Here is a 16,328-nt window from a genome sequence, read left to right on the forward strand (position 1 = left end):
TATATGTTAGAGGATGAATAATCCGTTAAAAGGGATTGTGATCATATGCAATACTTCAATATGTTGCTGAGAATTATTTTATCGTTTAGCATCCTTTGGTTAACACTTCGGCTTTTAGGTAAAAAACAATTTGGAGAATTAACCATAACTAACATCGCTACAGCTTTTGCTATCGGCGAAATGGCCTCCGATCTTGCGACGAATATTAATGAAAATCCAATGCCTTTTATCCTTTCTATGATTGGCTATTTCCTTTTAGCGTTTGGAATTGGGTATGTTTCTCTAAAATCACGGACGCTGCGCGGGGTATTTGAAGGACATCCCACCTTGCTCATTGCCCATGGCAAAATATTAGAAGATAATCTCCGGCGGATGAAAATGTCAGTTGATCTTCTGCTTCAAAAGCTAAGGGAAAAAGATGCATTTCGCGTGCAGGAGATTGAGTATGCTATTTTAGAAGCAGACGGTAAATTGTCCGTTATGCTTATGCCTCCTTTTAAAGAGCTTACGGCGGATACTTTAAAAATTAAAACGCAATACAAGGGCTTGCTCATAGACATTATCGCAGATGGTAAAGTTCTCAGCGATAATTTGCGGAAAATCGGGTTGACGAGGAGTTGGCTTAATAGCCAAATGAAGAAGGAACACATCCAAAATATATCGGAGGTGTTCCTTGCGCAAGTTGATGAAAGCGGAAAACTTTATTTTGATTTGAGAACGGACTGGGAAGATGGTCAAATATCTAATTAATACCTGGAGCTGGCATATCGGGTCCGATGATATGATGACGATGTCCATCATCGACAGTGGTATAGAAGTTCCAATCGTGAACATGATAGCCATTTGGAAGAGGCAGAGCAGGTCCGGACATCGCTTTATAATAGTGCGTGTGTCCATGTTCAAACATAACCCAACTTTCGGAGGCATGAACATGACTGCCATCAGCTGTAGGGACAGGCGGACCTGTGATATCGAGACACTGATGACTATGTCCCTGATCACATGAAGTATGAGTTACGCTGCCATGATTGTGCTTTGGAACAAAAGAAGAGTAATTCATATTTCGATAGCCCCCTTTTTAAATGCTCTTTTAGCATACGCTTAAAGAGCATGAAAAGTGAGGGCTGTGGAGCTTTAATGCTTTAGAGTACTCGAGTCGCTCCGATTAAATGAGAACTCCAATAGGACCCAAGCGAATAAATCGTTACCCCTTTTGAGGAGGAAGCATTAATGAATTGTCCGCTTCCAGTATAAATTCCAACATGGTCAATGACTTTATCCTGATCCAGTGAGAAAAAGACCAAATCTCCAGGTTGAAGGTTATTTAGAGAGACATGGGCCCCCGAATTAAATTGATCCCGTGAAATTCGCGGAAGCGAAATCCCGTGCTGAGCAAAAACATATTGTGTAAATCCGGAACAATCAAATCCGCTGGGTGTAGTACCGCCCCAAACATAGCTAACTCCAAGATAACGTTTTGCAGTTGAAATAATGGCAGTACTTCGATTAGATGTAGAAGATGAGGATGAGCCTCGAGATACCGACGTAGTTTGAGAATGAGTACGAACCGGAGCGGGCGTATTTACAGTTTCAGGTTGTTGCGGAGTTGGTGTCGGATTTGGATTTTCAGAAACGGTGGGCACTGAAACAGAAGCGGCTTGAGAAATCTCTTCGGTGAGAATGTCTGACATGGTGCGCGGTGCCGCAGTTAATGTGCCAACAAATAAACTTATGGATAGAACTGAAACTAAAGCGAAACTCAAACTCTTCAAGTACTTCTTCATCTGAAACTCCTTTCCCTGTTTATTCAATCTAAAACTAAATTTTTAAGTGCATAGCATTATTGAAGGAAGGACTATGAAACAACTCATCGCTGAGATTTAAGTTGTCTGTTGCCTCTAGTATAAGACATACGATCCGGCATGTCCCTATATAATTTATGGTAATATAGGAACAAAAAAGAAACGGTAAAACTAAGTAATACTTACTTATATCAATAAAATGCTTATATTTTTGCTGGGTTCGTTCATAATAGAATCAGCAGAATACAAAATGATAACGAGAAGGAAAAAGAGTGCAGATGGAGAAAGAGTATATAAAAATAATGAGCTGAACGCTCAAATTGTTTAGGGAGGTAGCATCATGATGGATCTTTTGAAAAAAGGGTTAGCCTTAGGTTTAGGACTTGCGATTGTCAGTAAAGAGCAGATAGAAAAAGTAGTCGATGAACTGGTTAAAAAGGGTGACGTATCTGTAGCCGAATCTAAAGATCTCATCCATGAGCTGGTTGAAAAAGGAGAAGAGCAGCAGAAAGAATTCAACTCAAAAATTAAAGAACAGATGCAAAAGCTTCTTGATGAACTCAATGTACCGACTCAAGCCGATATCGACCGCTTAGAAAAGAGAATTGCCAACTTGGAGAATCAACTCGGAAATGTTCAGGGGCATACTCCAGGCAGTGACTGATGAATTAGGGGAACACAAATGATCGGTAGGAGAATCCGCCATTTAAATCGCTATCGAGAAGTTGCTTCGGTTCTTGCTCGACATGGATTTGGCCTCATCCTCGAAGAGATGGGGCTTACTAATTTGTTGTCTTTACCGAAACGGATTTTTACGAGACAAGAAGAAATCGATCCGCAAAGCATGGGAGAACGTCTGCGTTTTGCGCTTGAAGAGTTAGGACCAACTTATGTCAAATTAGGGCAAATTGCCAGTACACGCCCCGATATTTTGCCTGATTTTCTCATTCGGGAGTTAGAGAAGCTGCAAGACCAAGTTGCCCCGTTTCCGCACGACGAGGCAAGTCAAATTATTGAACAGGAACTAGGGAAAACACCTTTAGAGATTTTTCAGCGATTTGACGAGTCACCTCTTGCTGCGGCTTCCATCGGACAAGTCTATTTGGCGGTACTTAAAACGGGAGAAGAAGTAGCGGTTAAGGTTCAACGCCCTCAAATTGGACAAGTTATTCAAACTGATCTGGAAATTCTGATGGATCTCGCATCTATTGCTGAACGCCGTCTCGAATGGGCACGATATTATCGTTTAAGGGAAATGGCTGAGGAATTTGCGCGATCTTTGCGGGCGGAACTGGATTACAGCATCGAAGGCCGTAATGCGGAGAAGATCGGAAAACAGTTTGAGGATACGCCGGAAGTTTATATTCCCAAAATATATTGGAATTACTCGAGTAAAAAGGTCCTGACGTTAGAATTCATTCGAGGCATTAAATTAAGCCAGATTGATGAACTGAAAGCATTAGGGTATGATCTTAAAACAACTGCTGAAAATTTAGTCAAAGCCTTGTTTAAGCAGATTCTTATCAATGGCTTTTTTCATGCAGATCCCCATCCCGGCAATATTTTTGTTTTGCCTGGACAAGTTGTTTCGCTGATTGATTTTGGTATGGTCGGACGGCTTAACTCGGAAATGAAATACCAATTTTCGTCCTTAGTCATTGCCATGATGCGCAAAAAAACGAGGGATATGATTGAAGCCGTTCTTGATATGGGAATCGTTCCGCCGGAAATCGACATGAAGCATCTTTACAGGGATGTTGATGCCCTAAGAGATAAATATTTTGATGTAGCACTCAGCCAAGTTCATCTCGGAGAGGCGGTCAATGATCTTTTCACGGTCGCCTTCCGCCATCAGATAACTATTCCTACGGATTTAGTCATGCTAGGCAAATCCCTTTTAAGCTTAGAAGGAATAGTTGAGCAGCTCGATACGGAAATAAGTATTATTGACCTTGCAGAACCCTATGGAAAAGAGCTGTTAAAAGAACGGCTGCACCCTAAAGTTATGGCGGAGAAAGCCTGGGATAATTTCAGAGATTACGCGGATTTGGTTGTGGAGTTTCCGCAGCAGCTCAAAGAATTTTTGCGGGGAGTCCAGGGAGGAAAGATTCGCTTTGAAATTGTAACGAAGGAAATGGACAGTTTCTTACGAAAGATTGATAGGGTGAGCAATCAGCTCTCGTTCAGCATCATCCTTCTTTCTTTCAGTATTATTATGACAGGACTGATCATCGCCTCCGCTCTTGGGCGTCAGCCCATACTCTTTTGGCATATTCCGGCAATCGATATCGGTTTCGTTTTTGCTTTTCTAATGTTTGGTTTGCTCATGGTGTCTATTTTCCGATCCGGTCGATTTTAACTTAGGCCATAACTTAAGTTTAAGTCTAAATAGAGCTAAACTGAAGCAATAGAGTGCCATTCTCAAATTCATGGACTTAAAAATATTAACTTTTAACATCAATCTTAATTCTGAATCTGATGATCTTGTTTATTATAGAACCTTATTATCTCTGATGACAAAACGAACACCACACCATCAATTTAAGTGATGATGTGGTGTTCGTTGTTTGAGCTTAATAAATTAAATTATGCCACCGTTCGAACGAATTTGGTCACGGAGAGACTCGAACTGGGATTCATCAACTATAGCTGCTAAAAGCACATCTCGACCGGTGACGAAAGAGCCGCCGCCATTGCTCATTCCGCTGGCAGAAGTGTCTGCTGCAGTTAATGGACCAACGTTCCCGCTGATATCGCCAATCGTTAGATCGGATAAACTTCCGATTTGCCCTGTAGCAGGATTCATCAGGTGATCGGCTGTACCTTCAGTATATTGATGAATTCGATCAATCTGAACATCAGAAATTCCTATACTCTTCATCTGGTTGGCTACCTGTTCAGCTTGATCCAGGGTCTTAAAATACGCTAAGATATTTTTTTCACCCATTATCCTTACCTCCTTATCTCATTGTAGTGAGCTAAGATTTATATCGAGACCCAATTGATTTTTAAACTTTTTTAGGTTCGGCTATTTTAAGGCTTTCTATGCAAAAATTGCATGGAAGAAGGATCGTAGATTACGAAGAAAATAGAAGGATTTGCTAAAAGAATGGAGAAATATACCTATAAAGTTTATTTATGGGCGGGCGATGCCGTTGGCTTTGTATATCAGCATCAATAAAAGTGTTCAAGATAGGTTAATCATACGGTTTGAATACACTTCTGAACGTGTCAGCAGAATAAGAACAATATCAGGTAGACAGTGGCATTCAATTGAAAGATATTGGACTATTCCTCTTGATGCACAGACGGTAGCAAAGTTATTTAAGGTTTTTGAAAATGAGGATTTAATTATTGAAAAGGATACAGAAAGATTAATGGTCGAATTAAAACTCTTGCCTAAAAGCGATTCATGGTATAAAAATGTGCTCAAAAGAAGTGAAGAAGAGCTAAAACTTAAGGGGTATAGTCGTCAAACGCTGAAAGCCTATTTAGGACATATTCAGCGCTTCCTTATATACACTCAGAAAGATGTCGATGATTTATCCGAAGAAGATACACGAAAATATCTTGTTTCGCTGCTTGATGAGAAAGCTAAATCACATGCCTACGCTAACCAAGCAATAAGCTCTATAAAATTCCTATTTTATGATGTACTCAAACATCGAAATAAAACTTCTGATTTACCAAGACCTAAAAAAGTACATAAGCTTCCCGAGGTACTTAGTCAAAAAGAAGTAAACGCTATTCTTAATTCTGTTTCCAATATGAAACACCGGGTTCTTCTGTTAGTAACATATTCAGCAGGCTTACGGGTAAGTGAAGTTGTTAACCTAAAAATTACTGATATTGATAGTGATCGTATGTTGATTCATATAAAACAGGGAAAGGGGAGAAAAGATCGATATACCCTTTTGTCCGCGCTTACCTTAGAAATGCTTAGAGAATATGCGAGGCTATATCGGTTGAAAGATTGGCTTTTCCCAGGTGAAATTGAGGAAAAACATCTTTCTGAACGCAGTGCCCAGAAGGTATTTGAAACGGCATGCAAACGAGCGGGAATAGTGAAGGATGTTTCTGTACACTCACTTAGGCATTCATTTGCAACACATTTATTAGAGGCGGGAACCGATTTAAGATATATCCAAGAACTCCTGGGTCATTCAAATTCAAAAACTACTGAAATCTATACCCATGTGAGTGAAAAAAGTATTACAAAAATACAAAGCCCAGCAGATTCATTAGATTTGAAGTGAGTTGGGTAAATATGAAGAAATTATACTGGATTTATATAAGGGAAAACATTGTCAGCTAAAATAAAGATATACGAAACAGGTTCGCAAATCCCTCAATATTTGGAGATTTTGCGAATATATTATTCGGAGATACGGTAGTTATCTGAAAGATGCCTGAGAGCGCGCCGTCCATGGCGCGAAACGGTAAATTACATGTTAGAGCAAGGAGTAATTTTATGGGAGGAAAGCGACTATTTATAGGTCTTATCATACTAACCACTTTCTTTAGTTTGACTGGGTGTTCCGAGCCTTCTAATAATAGAACCATTACTGATATTATTAATTCATATTACAAGAGTGTCGAACCATCAAACAAAGGTGACATGAAGATATTTTCTCAGAAGACAATAGGTGATAAAACGTTGATGTTAACAGAAAAATACTCTGGTGATGGGCATTCAAATACTGAGCTATTTTTAATAAGTAGCGATATGAAAATCGAAAAAAGGGCAACCGGTTTTTCCCCTATGAGTATGTGTTTTAGTGCAAATGTGCTTCAGTATGAAAATAATACCATCGTTTTTGGAAATTTTAATAAGACGAAATGGGAGATGGAGACCGACACTAAGAAACCTGTGAACATACAAAACATCCTAGTGAAGTTTAAAAACGGAGAAATTATTAAGGAAAATGTTGGAGAAGGCTATATTATTTATTCGAAATCGTTAACTAATGTTGAGGTTCTTGAGCTTTATGACAATAACGGTGTATTACAAAGTGATTTAAATGACTTAAGAAGATACGGAAGCGTTTTTAATGATGCTTCATTTGTTGATATAAGGAAGTGATTCGAAATTATATTCAAGGGGTTGCCGTCCATGGCAACCTCTGAGTCAAGGGTCGGCATCCTTCAGATAACAGAGGAGTCCCACAACTTGAGGATGATGAATGTGGTTGGGACGCTGCGGGACTCCTCGGGACGTTATGCGCCATTGAGAAATATTTAGGGGTCGTAGCTGTTTAAGTATCGGGTCTCAAACCTTTCGAAATGAAATCGTACTTAATTCACTTGTCCTATAAGAATGGGTGAATCAACATTTCAATATGATACTTTAGTGGTTAACGTGTTCTTTTACACTTGAAAGTGTCTATTTTCTTCAAATGATCTAGGTTAATGTATTTTGTGTTTCGGTGGTGGGGAAAGATGGTTTTCGAAGTTACCCGATGGCTTAGTATGGTTTTGGGATTGATCGTATCAGGCGAGGCTCTGGCACTTTTAGTTGGCATGAATTTACCAAGTCCTAGTTTATCCATATGGTCAACATTCAAAAATAACGGGATTGCCCTGGTTGACGTTATAACGGGTATTATTCTTATTTATGTTTTCTGGCGAAAGAACGTAATGGATAGTTCAATTTACCTAATCGTTTTATCAATAATTTTAGTTTTACACGGCTATAGAAGTTGGGAATATGTTTTAAACCACTCCAACCAGTTTTGCGTCAATCTACCTTTGTTTATCGTTAACAACATTAAATTGTTGTTATCACTTATCTTAATTGGATTTACTTTCACTATAAAGTAAGGTGAAAAGGGCATGTGCAACGGCGCATAACACAGCATTCACAAAACTTGCCAAGATGAATGCGGTCAGGACGCTTCGTGAATGCCCAGAACGTTATATGAAACGGCGCATGAATAGCGAGCTTTGGGGGAGTTGTTTAATTGAGAGCTAAGAACCACCCTAGATCAGCGAGAAGATATGATATAGACTGGCTTCGTATTTTCGTGATCTTGTTGCTTTTTCCTTTTCATTCGGCTCGGATATTTGACTTTTGGGAACCGAACTATGTTAAGAACATTGATCTTAGTTGGGGTTTAAGCTGGTTTATTGTAATAGTAGGCTACTGGTTCATGCCACTAATGTTTTGGCTGGCAGGTGCTTCAAGTTGGTATGCTTTAGATTCTAGGGATGGATTGCAATACGTTAAGGAACGCATGAGCAGACTTTTAATACCCTTTCTCTTTGGCATCCTGATTATTGTTCCACCCCAAGGATACCTGGCGAAACTCAGCAATCCGGGCTACAACCAAACCTATTTTCAATTTCTAAACAGTTATTTCCGTGACTTCAGTGATTTGAGTGGCTACTTTGGAACGTTCACTCCTGCACACTTGTGGTTTATCCTGTACTTATTTATCTTTTCCCTGTTAGGATTACCGCTCCTCTTAGCTTTGAAAACGGAATGTGGAAAAAGAGGTTTAGCTAGGTTCTGGTCAACTTTTAGTAAACCATGGGCATATATATTGGGCTTTGTTTTCCTCACGGCTACCGAGGCTCTGCCAGCGCCGGGAGGTAAAAATCCATTTTTCTTCTTTTTTCTTTTCCTCACTGGGTACATTACCTGTGCTGACGAACGTTTTAATACAATGATCCACCGGCTGAAGTCTAAGGTCTTGTTGTTTTTGATTCCCTATTTACCATTGTATTTGTTACTATTGTCCAAGCTTTCAGGTTTCCCAGACTGGTCACCGGAATCAGTTATGTTGGCATTTATACGTAACTTGGCGTTATGGCTAACGTTAATAGTCATTTTGGGATATGGGCAAAAGTATTTGAACTCAAGTAGTAAATGGCTAGCTTACATGAACCAAGCGGCTTTTCCCATTTATGTTATCCATCAAACAGTCTTGCTGATAATTGGTTTTTTGGTGGTACGTATTGGTCTTGGTTTGGTTCCGAAGTTTTTTAGTATTACGGTTCTATCTTTTTTCAGTTGCCTAATTATTTACGATTTGGTTATTAGACGTTTTGGTGTAACGAGGTGGATTTTTGGAGTTAAGGCAGGATCTGCTCCCAAGGCAAAAGAAAAACTCTCGATGTAATTTGGGGCGCGCCGCATCATATAACACGGCATTCACGAAACTTGCAAAGATGAATGCGGTTAGGACGCTTCGTGAATGCCCGGAACGTTATGTGACACAATCGTTTCGGGGAGGTGTCTGGAGAGATTATGTTTAAGCGACTATTTCTGGTACTTATTTCTTTGATAGTTATGTTAAGCGGTTGTGGCATATCCCAGACAGTTATTGATTGGGTGGATTTTGTTAAGCTAAATGATATTCAGTATTTACGCAATAACTATTCGATTGATGCTAACAATTTAGGCTCTCAGATTGGAGAGGTTAAGTTTAGATTATCCGGGAATATTAACGATCCAAATTATAAAGCTAAGAATGGGGACGCTGCTTTCTTAGAGAAGGGCAGTCCAATTTATACGGTTAACGGTTACAAGAGTAGCTTTCGTATTGCTGTTCGATCCTCGAATAACATAGTTGTGTATCAGGTATTTAATAACCCAAATGCAAAGATTGGAGCAGATATAGCAGACATTTTCAACAAAGTAGAATATATCGGGATAAGCGATGAGACTAACGATAAAGAGATTGTTGCCATTCGAGATGTCACAAAAATAAACGAAATGGTTGATATGCTACTGAAGGCTCCAGTAAATCCTTCAAGTAGAAGTGAGCGAACTGGGAAACGGTATTTTATTTCTTATCACCTTAAGGACGGATCTGAGTTTAAGGGGGCCTATTGGTCGGAATCAGGCCAATACTCAAATGAATTTATGCTACCTGCTGACTTTGGAACATTAGTTAAAGAAGCATTAAAAGATAATGGCTAGATTTACAAGGCGATTGCATCACATAACAACACATTCCCGACACTTTGCCAATATGCAAGCGGGTTGAGGCGCGTCGGGAATCCAAAACGTTATATGCCATGCCACAAAAGGCCGCGCATCCATGCGCGGAACAAGGAGCAATAGCTTATGCTTAAAAGTGATAATAAAATGGATCCATCGGAATTGTTACAGAAGGAAATGATATGGCAGCAACTTTCCTTTATTAATAATAAAAGAGTACTCGATTTTGGAAGTGGTGTAGGGATTACAGCGAATCATTTTGCTGTTGACAATGATGTAGTTGCTATAGAACCTTCTGATGATATGATAAATAGTCGGATTGAGGATAATCAATATCTTCAGATAAAAGGAAGCTTAAACGCATTAGAAAAAATAGAAAGTAGTTCTTTTGATATTGTTCTCTGCCATAATGTTTTAGAGTATGTAGAGGAGCGTTTACATATTGTAAGAGAATTTGCAAGAATTCTAAAAGATGGCGGAATCCTTTCAGTCGTTAAACATAACCGTTATGGCAGAGTTATGCAAATGCTTGTTCTTCTCAATAATTTTGAACATGCCAATGATTTGCTTAATGGGAAATCTGGATATGCACAGAAATTTGGAAGGATCAATTATTATGATGATCAGGACATAATTAAATGGTCAAATGTATTTTCAATTAATGAAGTTCATGGTATCCGGACTTTCTGGGATTTACAACAGAATCAGGAGATTCACAAGGATATAGAATGGCAAAAGAAAATGCTTGCCATAGAAACAAGGGTGAGCGACATAGAGGAATTTAAGGCAATTGCATCTTTTCATCATATTATTTTGCAAAGAACCAAGCGTGGATAAGATGATGAAAAAGGCTCAAGTGGCCGCCGTCCGTGGCGGCCTCTGAGTAAAAAGCGTGGCACGGCATATAACAGAGGGTTTGCGACATCGGGGTAGAGCATTTTAGGTAATAACCCGACATCGCAAACCCTCAAAACGTTATACGAAAGACCATGCAGGCCGCGCCGTCCATGGCGCGGAGCTATAGGGAAGAAATAGTAGGATATAAAACTTGTGGGGAGTATTTTATGGGTTCAATAATAAATCTTGGGTTTTTTCCTAAATGGGTATATGGGGAAACAATGATTATGTTCTCAGGTGAAAGGAAAGCCATTAAGAAGCTTGAAAATACGTTTTCTGACTTGGCAAATGGTAAATCAAAAGAAATAACGTTTGATAAGTTGGAATTTATAAAGGCTTATAAAGGAATTGAACTTTATGGGTTCGTGAGTGAAAACGATGAATACTTAGAGAATGTTGCAGGGGACAATGTATTTCATTGGGTATTACCGAAGCACAAATGGGAAGAATTTGCTTCTTTGATATCAGGATTTAATGTTAAAGATGACAGAGAACTATTAGGACAAGGAGCACATCAGTATCTTGATACACTTAATAGAAATAATTTAGATATTATGGTTTCAGTGGATGAATATACGGATGATTGGTGGAAACAGATATGCTTTGTAGAAATGTTTTAAGGGACCACCGTCCATGGTGGCCTCTGAGTCTGGGGGCATGGTCCTTCGTATAACAGAGAATTCCCGACACTTTGCAAAGATGAAAGAGCTATGATGCGTCGGGAATTCTCAGGACGTTATCTGAAACCGAACGCACGGCCGCGACATCGTGTCGCGGATTATTGAGAAAAGATTTGAAGTTTATATTAATGGGGATGATGTAATGGAATCGAACTATAGCCAGTACATAAGAAATATTGAATTAGATAGGGACAGCGTTCCATCATTTTCCGAATATCCATTTAATTTACCGGCAGTAAAGAATTTAGATAAACTTACCTTTCATCCAAAAGTCACATTTATTATTGGAGAGAATGGTTCCGGAAAGTCGACTATTTTAGAATCGATAGCTGTTGCATACGGATTTAATGCTGAAGGAGGAACTAAGAATTTCAATTTTTCTTCTAGAGCTACCCATTCTGATTTAAGTAGCTATATAAAAGTGGTTAAAGGTACTAAAAGACCTCAAACTGGGTTTTTCTTAAGGGCAGAAAGTTTCTATAATTTTGCTTCAAATATTGATGACTTGGATGCAGATTTACCTGAAGAGATGCGTTTGATCAAGTCATATGGTGGTCGATCATTACATGAGCAATCCCATGGGGAGTCATTCTTTGCTGTGTTTCAAAATAGATTTAGCGGAAAGGGAATATACATTTTAGATGAACCTGAAGCAGCATTATCACCTTCACGACAAATGTCGATGCTTACAAGGATGCATGAATTAGTTAGGGAGGATTGTCAATTCATTATTGCTACTCATTCGCCGATTATAATGGCATATCCACATGCCTGGATCTATGAAATTAGAGAAGGGTTTGACCAAGTTAAGTATGAAGATACGGAACATTATCAAGCTATGAGTTCTTTTCTAAATAATAAACAGAAGATGCTTAATATTTTATTGGAATAATAAAAGGAATGCTATGCAAGGGTCGGCCGTCCGTGGCCGACTCGGCTCCGCGGGGCGTTCGGCATCAGATAACACGGCATTACTTCAACTTAGTCAATATGTATGTGGTTAGGACGCTGCGGTAATGCCGGGGACGTTATATGATATCCTAGTATTTTTTATTTTTTTGCTAAAATCTGGCGCATAAGTTTATTTCTGATTCTATTAAGGAAAGGAGTAAACCTATGAAGAAATGGCTTAGTATTCTGATTGTAATCTTGCTGTTGGTAGGTTGTTCAAAGGCTACGAAAGTTGGTCCTTCGGTTTCGATGGAACAGGCAGAGAAAGTAGCAACGGATTATTATCATATGGTTAAAATTTTAAAATCAGATATTAAACACATTAGCGAGGACTTTGTAAATCAAAATGAAAATCCAGTTTACTTTGTTATTGAAGGAATCAATAAAGACGGTAGATCTCTAATAGTTTTTGTAGAGTCAAATAATGCATCAAAACACTTTGTAAAATACATAGATTGATATGCATGTTTCCGTTTCGTCAGTAGATATGTATGTTTCGGGTTGATCGTGAGGATTTGGAAGCTTTGGTTAATATACATCTTGGGGTATTTCTGACGGACATCATATAACAATGGATTCCCGCAAGGGTGCCAGAAGGGGAAAAGTTTCGGGAAGGTTCAGGCACCACATCCCCCCGCCTAAGATAAGAGCTATCTAAGGCTGGGGGACGTCGGGAATCTGGAACGTTATACGAAACCGTACGCAGAGCCGCGCGTCCATGCGCGGATTAGGGATTAGTGGAGGCTACGCATTTATAGCATAAAGCGTAGCAAAAAGAAGGTGTGGTTTATGTTTATGAAATTCGTGTTGGAAAAGGGGCTATTAAGAATTTTATATAAATTTTTTTCCGTTACAACATTGATTTTTGCGGTTCTGTCATTCTTTAATATAGAAAACTGGTTCCTTCGAATTTTTATGCCAGGAAGTCTTAGCTTAATGATGCTATTTATGGGTATGGAGACTATTTCACAGGAAAAAGAAAAATATAAATTAGGATATTTCGGAGCAGCTGCTTTTTTATTCTTTGTTATGATTCATACAATTGTAGTTGGCATTAAAATAGATGCTTTCTAATTTAAGAAAGAATACATTTAAGCACTACTATCACATTAATTACGACGCATCATTCTTATATAGCGTACTAAATGGGACGGAGCTCAAGGGGCCGCCGTCCATGGCGGCCTCTGAATCTGGGGGCGTACGGCATCGGATAACAGCAGGTTCCCGCCACTTAGAATAGATGAATGTGGTTAGGGCGCAGCGGGAACCTGCGAGACGTTATGCGAAACGCCTGAAGGAGGTCATAGAAGAATTGAACGTGGAAATTCGAGAGGCCTTGGAAAAGGACTTGCCTGACATCCTTTCCTTGTGTTCTCAATTAGATAACGGCCAGATATTAGACATGGATAAGGCAAAGGGAATTTATAATAGAATTAATCTTTACCCTAATTACAAGATCTATTTTGCAATGGCTGGTGAAAGTGTTGTTGGAATGTTCGCTTTGCTTGTTATGGAGAATTTGGGACATCTGGGAGCTTCGTCGGGAGTTATCGAGGACGTAGTGGTTGATACTTCTTGGCGGAGAAAAGGTATAGGTAGACAAATGTTACGATTTGCAATTGAACGTTGCAAGGAAGCAAATTGTTATAAACTTACATTATCGAGTAACATTAAACGAAAAGATGCACACTCTTTTTATGAATCTTTGGGTTTCGACATACATGGGTACAGTTTTAAAATAGAGATAAATAATATTTAATCTGTGGCAGTTCATCGGCGCATCGCATAACATTAGATTCCCGCAAGGGTGCCAGATGTTAAAAGTTTGGGGAAGGTTCAAGCACCACATCCCCCCGCCTAAGATAAGAGCTATCTAAGGCGGGGGGACGTCGGGAATCCCGTCCGTTATACGATATGTCCATTTCGGAGTACTTTTAATGTTGCTTGAATCATTTGTGAATGCAAATGTTTGAGGTCTGTTATCTCTAAGGAGGTGGTACTTAGATGCTTAGAGCAAAACCGATCGTTTTCATAATCTTGATAACGCTTTTGCTAGGAGGATGTTCCTTAAATAGCAATGCCAGAGATAATTCTAGGGAGATTCGTCATGCGAAGTTGACTGAATTATCAGTTCAGAGTCAGAAAGACATCATATTAAATTTATCTAACTCTATTTCTTTAAATAAACAGATCGAAGCTAATCTTCTATTACCTAATCAACCAGTATGGAAAGGGGAAAGACAAGAGAATGACCCTTTGTTTAAAGGTTATAAATATGAAATTGTGTTACACGACATAATACCAGAGCTTACCCCTAAGCAGAAGTTTGGAGAAGTGATGATCTTTCAAGATACAGTTGGGCCAATACAATCTGTACAGGGAGTATTTCCCCCAGATGATTCATTGGCAATTATATATGTTGGAATTGGACAAGAAAATGCGAAGATAAAGATTCAAGATATAGGTAAAAACAAAGTGTTAATCTCTATTTATAAGTAAGTATCTTAAGCTGGACACATCGTATAACAGAGGAGTCCTGCAACTAGAGGATGATGAATGTGGTTGGGACGCTGCGGGACTCCTCGGGACGTTATCCGAAACCGTACGCAAAGGCCGCGCGTCCATGCACGGATTACGAATTACTGGTGATTAGTGTGCACTCGTAAGATATTGCGAAGCAACTATCACTATAATGGAAGAGGGGAAAGAACGGATGAGAGTCGGGGTCTTTCAGTTTTCTGGCAGTTCAAACATAACTGACAACTACAAAGCTATTAATAGAGCTATTGAAGGCGCTTCTCAAAATAAAGTTAGGCTTCTTGTTTTTCAAGAATGTGCAACTTGTGGATACCCACCTGTTGAAACACCTAAAATAGAAAATATTGATTTTCAAACTATATACTCATTTATGCATGAAATTAGGCAACTTGCTAAAGAACATGATATGTATATTGCTTTGGGTACAATTAGAAGACAGGCTTTCCACCACTACAACTCGCTTCAATTGATAGGTCCAAATGGTAATATTATTGGAAATTATGACAAGCGAGCGTTATGGGGATGGGACTTGGATAATTTTACAAAAGGAGAAACACAAGGTATATACCAAATTGACGATATTAAAGTAGGATTTCGAATTTGTTTTGAAGTTAGATTTCCTGAATACTTTAGAGAGTTGTTTAAGTCAAATGTGCAACTATGCTTTGTAAGCTTTTGCGATGTTTCAGAAAATGATTCATTGGAACGATATAATATAATAAAATCTCATCTTGTCACAAGAGCTGTAGAAAATGTAATGACTGTAATATCGGTTAATAGCATATCAAAATATCAAACTGCACCAACAGCAGTCATTGATTTTAACGGACGTATTGTGAATGAGGCACCGAGGAATCAGGAATGTCTTATTGTTTATGATTATAATTCCCCTGAGATTGATTTTGGAGCTAAAGGGCGAATTCAAAATTCTCTCGAATTAATTGGAAGAGATACAAGTAACTGCATCCTTTAGTAAACAATTTTCTTATATAGCTTACTAATATATACGGAGGTTCAAGGGGCCGCCGTCCATGGCGGCCTCTGAATCACGGGGCGTACGGCTTCGTATAACAAAAGATTCCCGACACTTTGCCAATATGCAAGTGGTTTGAGGCGCGTCGGGAATCCGAAACGTTATGCGCCATTGAGAAATATTTAGGGGTCGTAGCTGTTTAAGTATCGGGTCTCAAACCTTTCGAAATGAAATCGTACTTAATTCACTTGTCCTATAAGAATGGGTGAATCAACATTTCAATATGATACTTTAGTGGTTAACGTGTTCTTTTACACTTGAAAGTGTCTATTTTCTTCAAATGATCTAGGTTAATGTATTTTGTGTTTCGGTGGTGGGGAAAGATGGTTTTCGAAGTTACCCGATGGCTTAGTATGGTTTTGGGATTGATCGTATCAGGCGAGGCTCTGGCACTTTTAGTTGGCATGAATTTACCAAGTCCTAGTTTATCCATATGGTCAACATTCAAAAATAACGGGATTGCCCTGGTTGACGTTATAACG

The 16,328-nt window shown here is 39.0% G+C and carries 18 protein-coding genes; 15 read left to right on the plus strand and 3 right to left on the minus strand.

The features are described from left to right. The first annotated feature begins 45 nt into the window (after positions 1–45). Entirely contained in the window at positions 46–750 is a 705-nt protein-coding gene (locus ACHOLT_RS11540; protein ID WP_425800756.1) for a YetF domain-containing protein, read from the plus strand. Here ACHOLT_RS11540 and ACHOLT_RS11545 read toward each other — a convergent pair. Then, entirely contained in the window at positions 743–1,060 is a 318-nt protein-coding gene (locus tag ACHOLT_RS11545; RefSeq protein ID WP_425800757.1) for a YmaF family protein, read from the minus strand. The genes ACHOLT_RS11540 and ACHOLT_RS11545 overlap by 8 nt on opposite strands. Before the next feature lie 82 nt (positions 1,061–1,142). Next, positions 1,143–1,784 (minus strand): C40 family peptidase, encoded by a 642-nt coding sequence (locus tag ACHOLT_RS11550; RefSeq protein ID WP_425800758.1) that lies wholly within the window; start codon positions 1,782–1,784, stop codon positions 1,143–1,145. A 358-nt stretch (positions 1,785–2,142) separates the two neighbouring features. Here ACHOLT_RS11550 and ACHOLT_RS11555 point away from each other — a divergent pair, with 358 nt between their 5' ends. Both ACHOLT_RS11555 and ACHOLT_RS11560 read left to right on the plus strand, forming a co-directional pair. Continuing rightward, entirely contained in the window at positions 2,143–2,466 is a 324-nt protein-coding gene (locus ACHOLT_RS11555; RefSeq protein ID WP_425800759.1) for a phasin family protein, read from the plus strand. Between the two features lie 18 nt (positions 2,467–2,484). Further along, the gene (locus ACHOLT_RS11560) at positions 2,485–4,161 is read left to right on the plus strand and encodes an ABC1 kinase family protein (RefSeq protein WP_425800760.1); all 1,677 of its coding nucleotides are present in this window, start codon (positions 2,485–2,487) and stop codon (positions 4,159–4,161) included. Positions 4,162–4,383: 222 nt separating this feature from the next. Here ACHOLT_RS11560 and ACHOLT_RS11565 read toward each other — a convergent pair whose 3' ends face one another. Then, positions 4,384–4,749 carry a hypothetical protein gene (locus ACHOLT_RS11565; protein WP_425800761.1) on the minus strand — a complete coding sequence of 122 codons (366 nt, stop codon included), beginning with the start codon at positions 4,747–4,749 and terminating at the stop codon, positions 4,384–4,386. A 151-nt stretch (positions 4,750–4,900) separates the two neighbouring features. Here ACHOLT_RS11565 and xerA point away from each other — a divergent pair, with 151 nt between their 5' ends. From xerA to ACHOLT_RS11625, 12 genes are all read left to right on the plus strand, one after another. Further along, positions 4,901–6,058: a site-specific tyrosine recombinase/integron integrase gene (gene xerA / locus ACHOLT_RS11570; RefSeq protein WP_425800762.1), complete on the plus strand. Its 1,158-nt coding sequence runs from the start codon at positions 4,901–4,903 to the stop codon at positions 6,056–6,058. 215 nt (positions 6,059–6,273) lie between these two features. Beyond that, positions 6,274–6,885, plus strand: coding sequence for a hypothetical protein (locus tag ACHOLT_RS11575; RefSeq protein ID WP_425800764.1), 612 nt, complete (start codon positions 6,274–6,276; stop codon positions 6,883–6,885). Between the two features lie 877 nt (positions 6,886–7,762). Continuing rightward, a complete protein-coding gene (locus tag ACHOLT_RS11580) occupies positions 7,763–8,923 on the plus strand; it encodes an acyltransferase family protein (protein WP_425800766.1) in 1,161 nt (386 codons plus the stop codon). 128 nt (positions 8,924–9,051) lie between these two features. Beyond that, positions 9,052–9,726 carry a hypothetical protein gene (locus ACHOLT_RS11585; RefSeq protein ID WP_425800768.1) on the plus strand — a complete coding sequence of 225 codons (675 nt, stop codon included), beginning with the start codon at positions 9,052–9,054 and terminating at the stop codon, positions 9,724–9,726. Between the two features lie 147 nt (positions 9,727–9,873). Then, complete coding sequence (locus ACHOLT_RS11590; RefSeq protein ID WP_425800770.1) at positions 9,874–10,584, plus strand: class I SAM-dependent methyltransferase; 711 nt, start codon at positions 9,874–9,876, stop codon at positions 10,582–10,584. Positions 10,585–10,754: 170 nt separating this feature from the next. After that, entirely contained in the window at positions 10,755–11,264 is a 510-nt protein-coding gene (locus ACHOLT_RS11595; RefSeq protein WP_425800772.1) for a hypothetical protein, read from the plus strand. Positions 11,265–11,466: 202 nt separating this feature from the next. Continuing rightward, positions 11,467–12,216 carry an AAA family ATPase gene (locus ACHOLT_RS11600; RefSeq protein WP_425800774.1) on the plus strand — a complete coding sequence of 250 codons (750 nt, stop codon included), beginning with the start codon at positions 11,467–11,469 and terminating at the stop codon, positions 12,214–12,216. 224 nt (positions 12,217–12,440) lie between these two features. Beyond that, a complete protein-coding gene (locus ACHOLT_RS11605; protein WP_425800776.1) occupies positions 12,441–12,734 on the plus strand; it encodes a hypothetical protein in 294 nt (97 codons plus the stop codon). A gap of 330 nt (positions 12,735–13,064) precedes the next feature. After that, entirely contained in the window at positions 13,065–13,349 is a 285-nt protein-coding gene (locus ACHOLT_RS11610; RefSeq protein WP_425800778.1) for a hypothetical protein, read from the plus strand. A 166-nt stretch (positions 13,350–13,515) separates the two neighbouring features. Then, complete coding sequence (locus ACHOLT_RS11615; RefSeq protein WP_425800780.1) at positions 13,516–14,034, plus strand: GNAT family N-acetyltransferase; 519 nt, start codon at positions 13,516–13,518, stop codon at positions 14,032–14,034. Positions 14,035–14,279: 245 nt separating this feature from the next. Then, complete coding sequence (locus ACHOLT_RS11620) at positions 14,280–14,774, plus strand: hypothetical protein (protein ID WP_425800782.1); 495 nt, start codon at positions 14,280–14,282, stop codon at positions 14,772–14,774. Between the two features lie 214 nt (positions 14,775–14,988). Continuing rightward, on the plus strand, positions 14,989–15,786 hold the full coding sequence (locus ACHOLT_RS11625) for a carbon-nitrogen hydrolase family protein (RefSeq protein WP_425800784.1): 798 nt from the start codon (positions 14,989–14,991) through the stop codon (positions 15,784–15,786). Positions 15,787–16,328: the final 542 nt, after the last annotated feature.

Source organism: Desulfitobacterium nosdiversum, from assembly GCF_049860565.1.
Taxonomy (GTDB): Bacteria; Bacillota; Desulfitobacteriia; order Desulfitobacteriales; family Desulfitobacteriaceae; genus Desulfitobacterium_A; species Desulfitobacterium_A nosdiversum.

Bases quoted from the DNA above. Each gene is read 5' to 3' on its own strand.
- ACHOLT_RS11540 (WP_425800756.1), top strand. From the start codon at position 46: ATGCAATACTTCAATATGTTGCTGAGAATTATTTTATCGTTTAGCATC.
- ACHOLT_RS11545 (WP_425800757.1), bottom strand. From the start codon at position 1,060: ATGAATTACTCTTCTTTTGTTCCAAAGCACAATCATGGCAGCGTAACT.
- ACHOLT_RS11550 (WP_425800758.1), bottom strand. From the start codon at position 1,784: ATGAAGAAGTACTTGAAGAGTTTGAGTTTCGCTTTAGTTTCAGTTCTA.
- ACHOLT_RS11555 (WP_425800759.1), top strand. From the start codon at position 2,143: ATGATGGATCTTTTGAAAAAAGGGTTAGCCTTAGGTTTAGGACTTGCG.
- ACHOLT_RS11560 (WP_425800760.1), top strand. From the start codon at position 2,485: ATGATCGGTAGGAGAATCCGCCATTTAAATCGCTATCGAGAAGTTGCT.
- ACHOLT_RS11565 (WP_425800761.1), bottom strand. From the start codon at position 4,749: ATGGGTGAAAAAAATATCTTAGCGTATTTTAAGACCCTGGATCAAGCT.
- ACHOLT_RS11575 (WP_425800764.1), top strand. From the start codon at position 6,274: ATGGGAGGAAAGCGACTATTTATAGGTCTTATCATACTAACCACTTTC.
- ACHOLT_RS11585 (WP_425800768.1), top strand. From the start codon at position 9,052: ATGTTTAAGCGACTATTTCTGGTACTTATTTCTTTGATAGTTATGTTA.
- ACHOLT_RS11590 (WP_425800770.1), top strand. From the start codon at position 9,874: ATGCTTAAAAGTGATAATAAAATGGATCCATCGGAATTGTTACAGAAG.
- ACHOLT_RS11595 (WP_425800772.1), top strand. From the start codon at position 10,755: ATGGCGCGGAGCTATAGGGAAGAAATAGTAGGATATAAAACTTGTGGG.
- ACHOLT_RS11600 (WP_425800774.1), top strand. From the start codon at position 11,467: ATGGAATCGAACTATAGCCAGTACATAAGAAATATTGAATTAGATAGG.
- ACHOLT_RS11605 (WP_425800776.1), top strand. From the start codon at position 12,441: ATGAAGAAATGGCTTAGTATTCTGATTGTAATCTTGCTGTTGGTAGGT.
- ACHOLT_RS11610 (WP_425800778.1), top strand. From the start codon at position 13,065: ATGTTTATGAAATTCGTGTTGGAAAAGGGGCTATTAAGAATTTTATAT.
- ACHOLT_RS11615 (WP_425800780.1), top strand. From the start codon at position 13,516: ATGAATGTGGTTAGGGCGCAGCGGGAACCTGCGAGACGTTATGCGAAA.
- ACHOLT_RS11620 (WP_425800782.1), top strand. From the start codon at position 14,280: ATGCTTAGAGCAAAACCGATCGTTTTCATAATCTTGATAACGCTTTTG.
- ACHOLT_RS11625 (WP_425800784.1), top strand. From the start codon at position 14,989: ATGAGAGTCGGGGTCTTTCAGTTTTCTGGCAGTTCAAACATAACTGAC.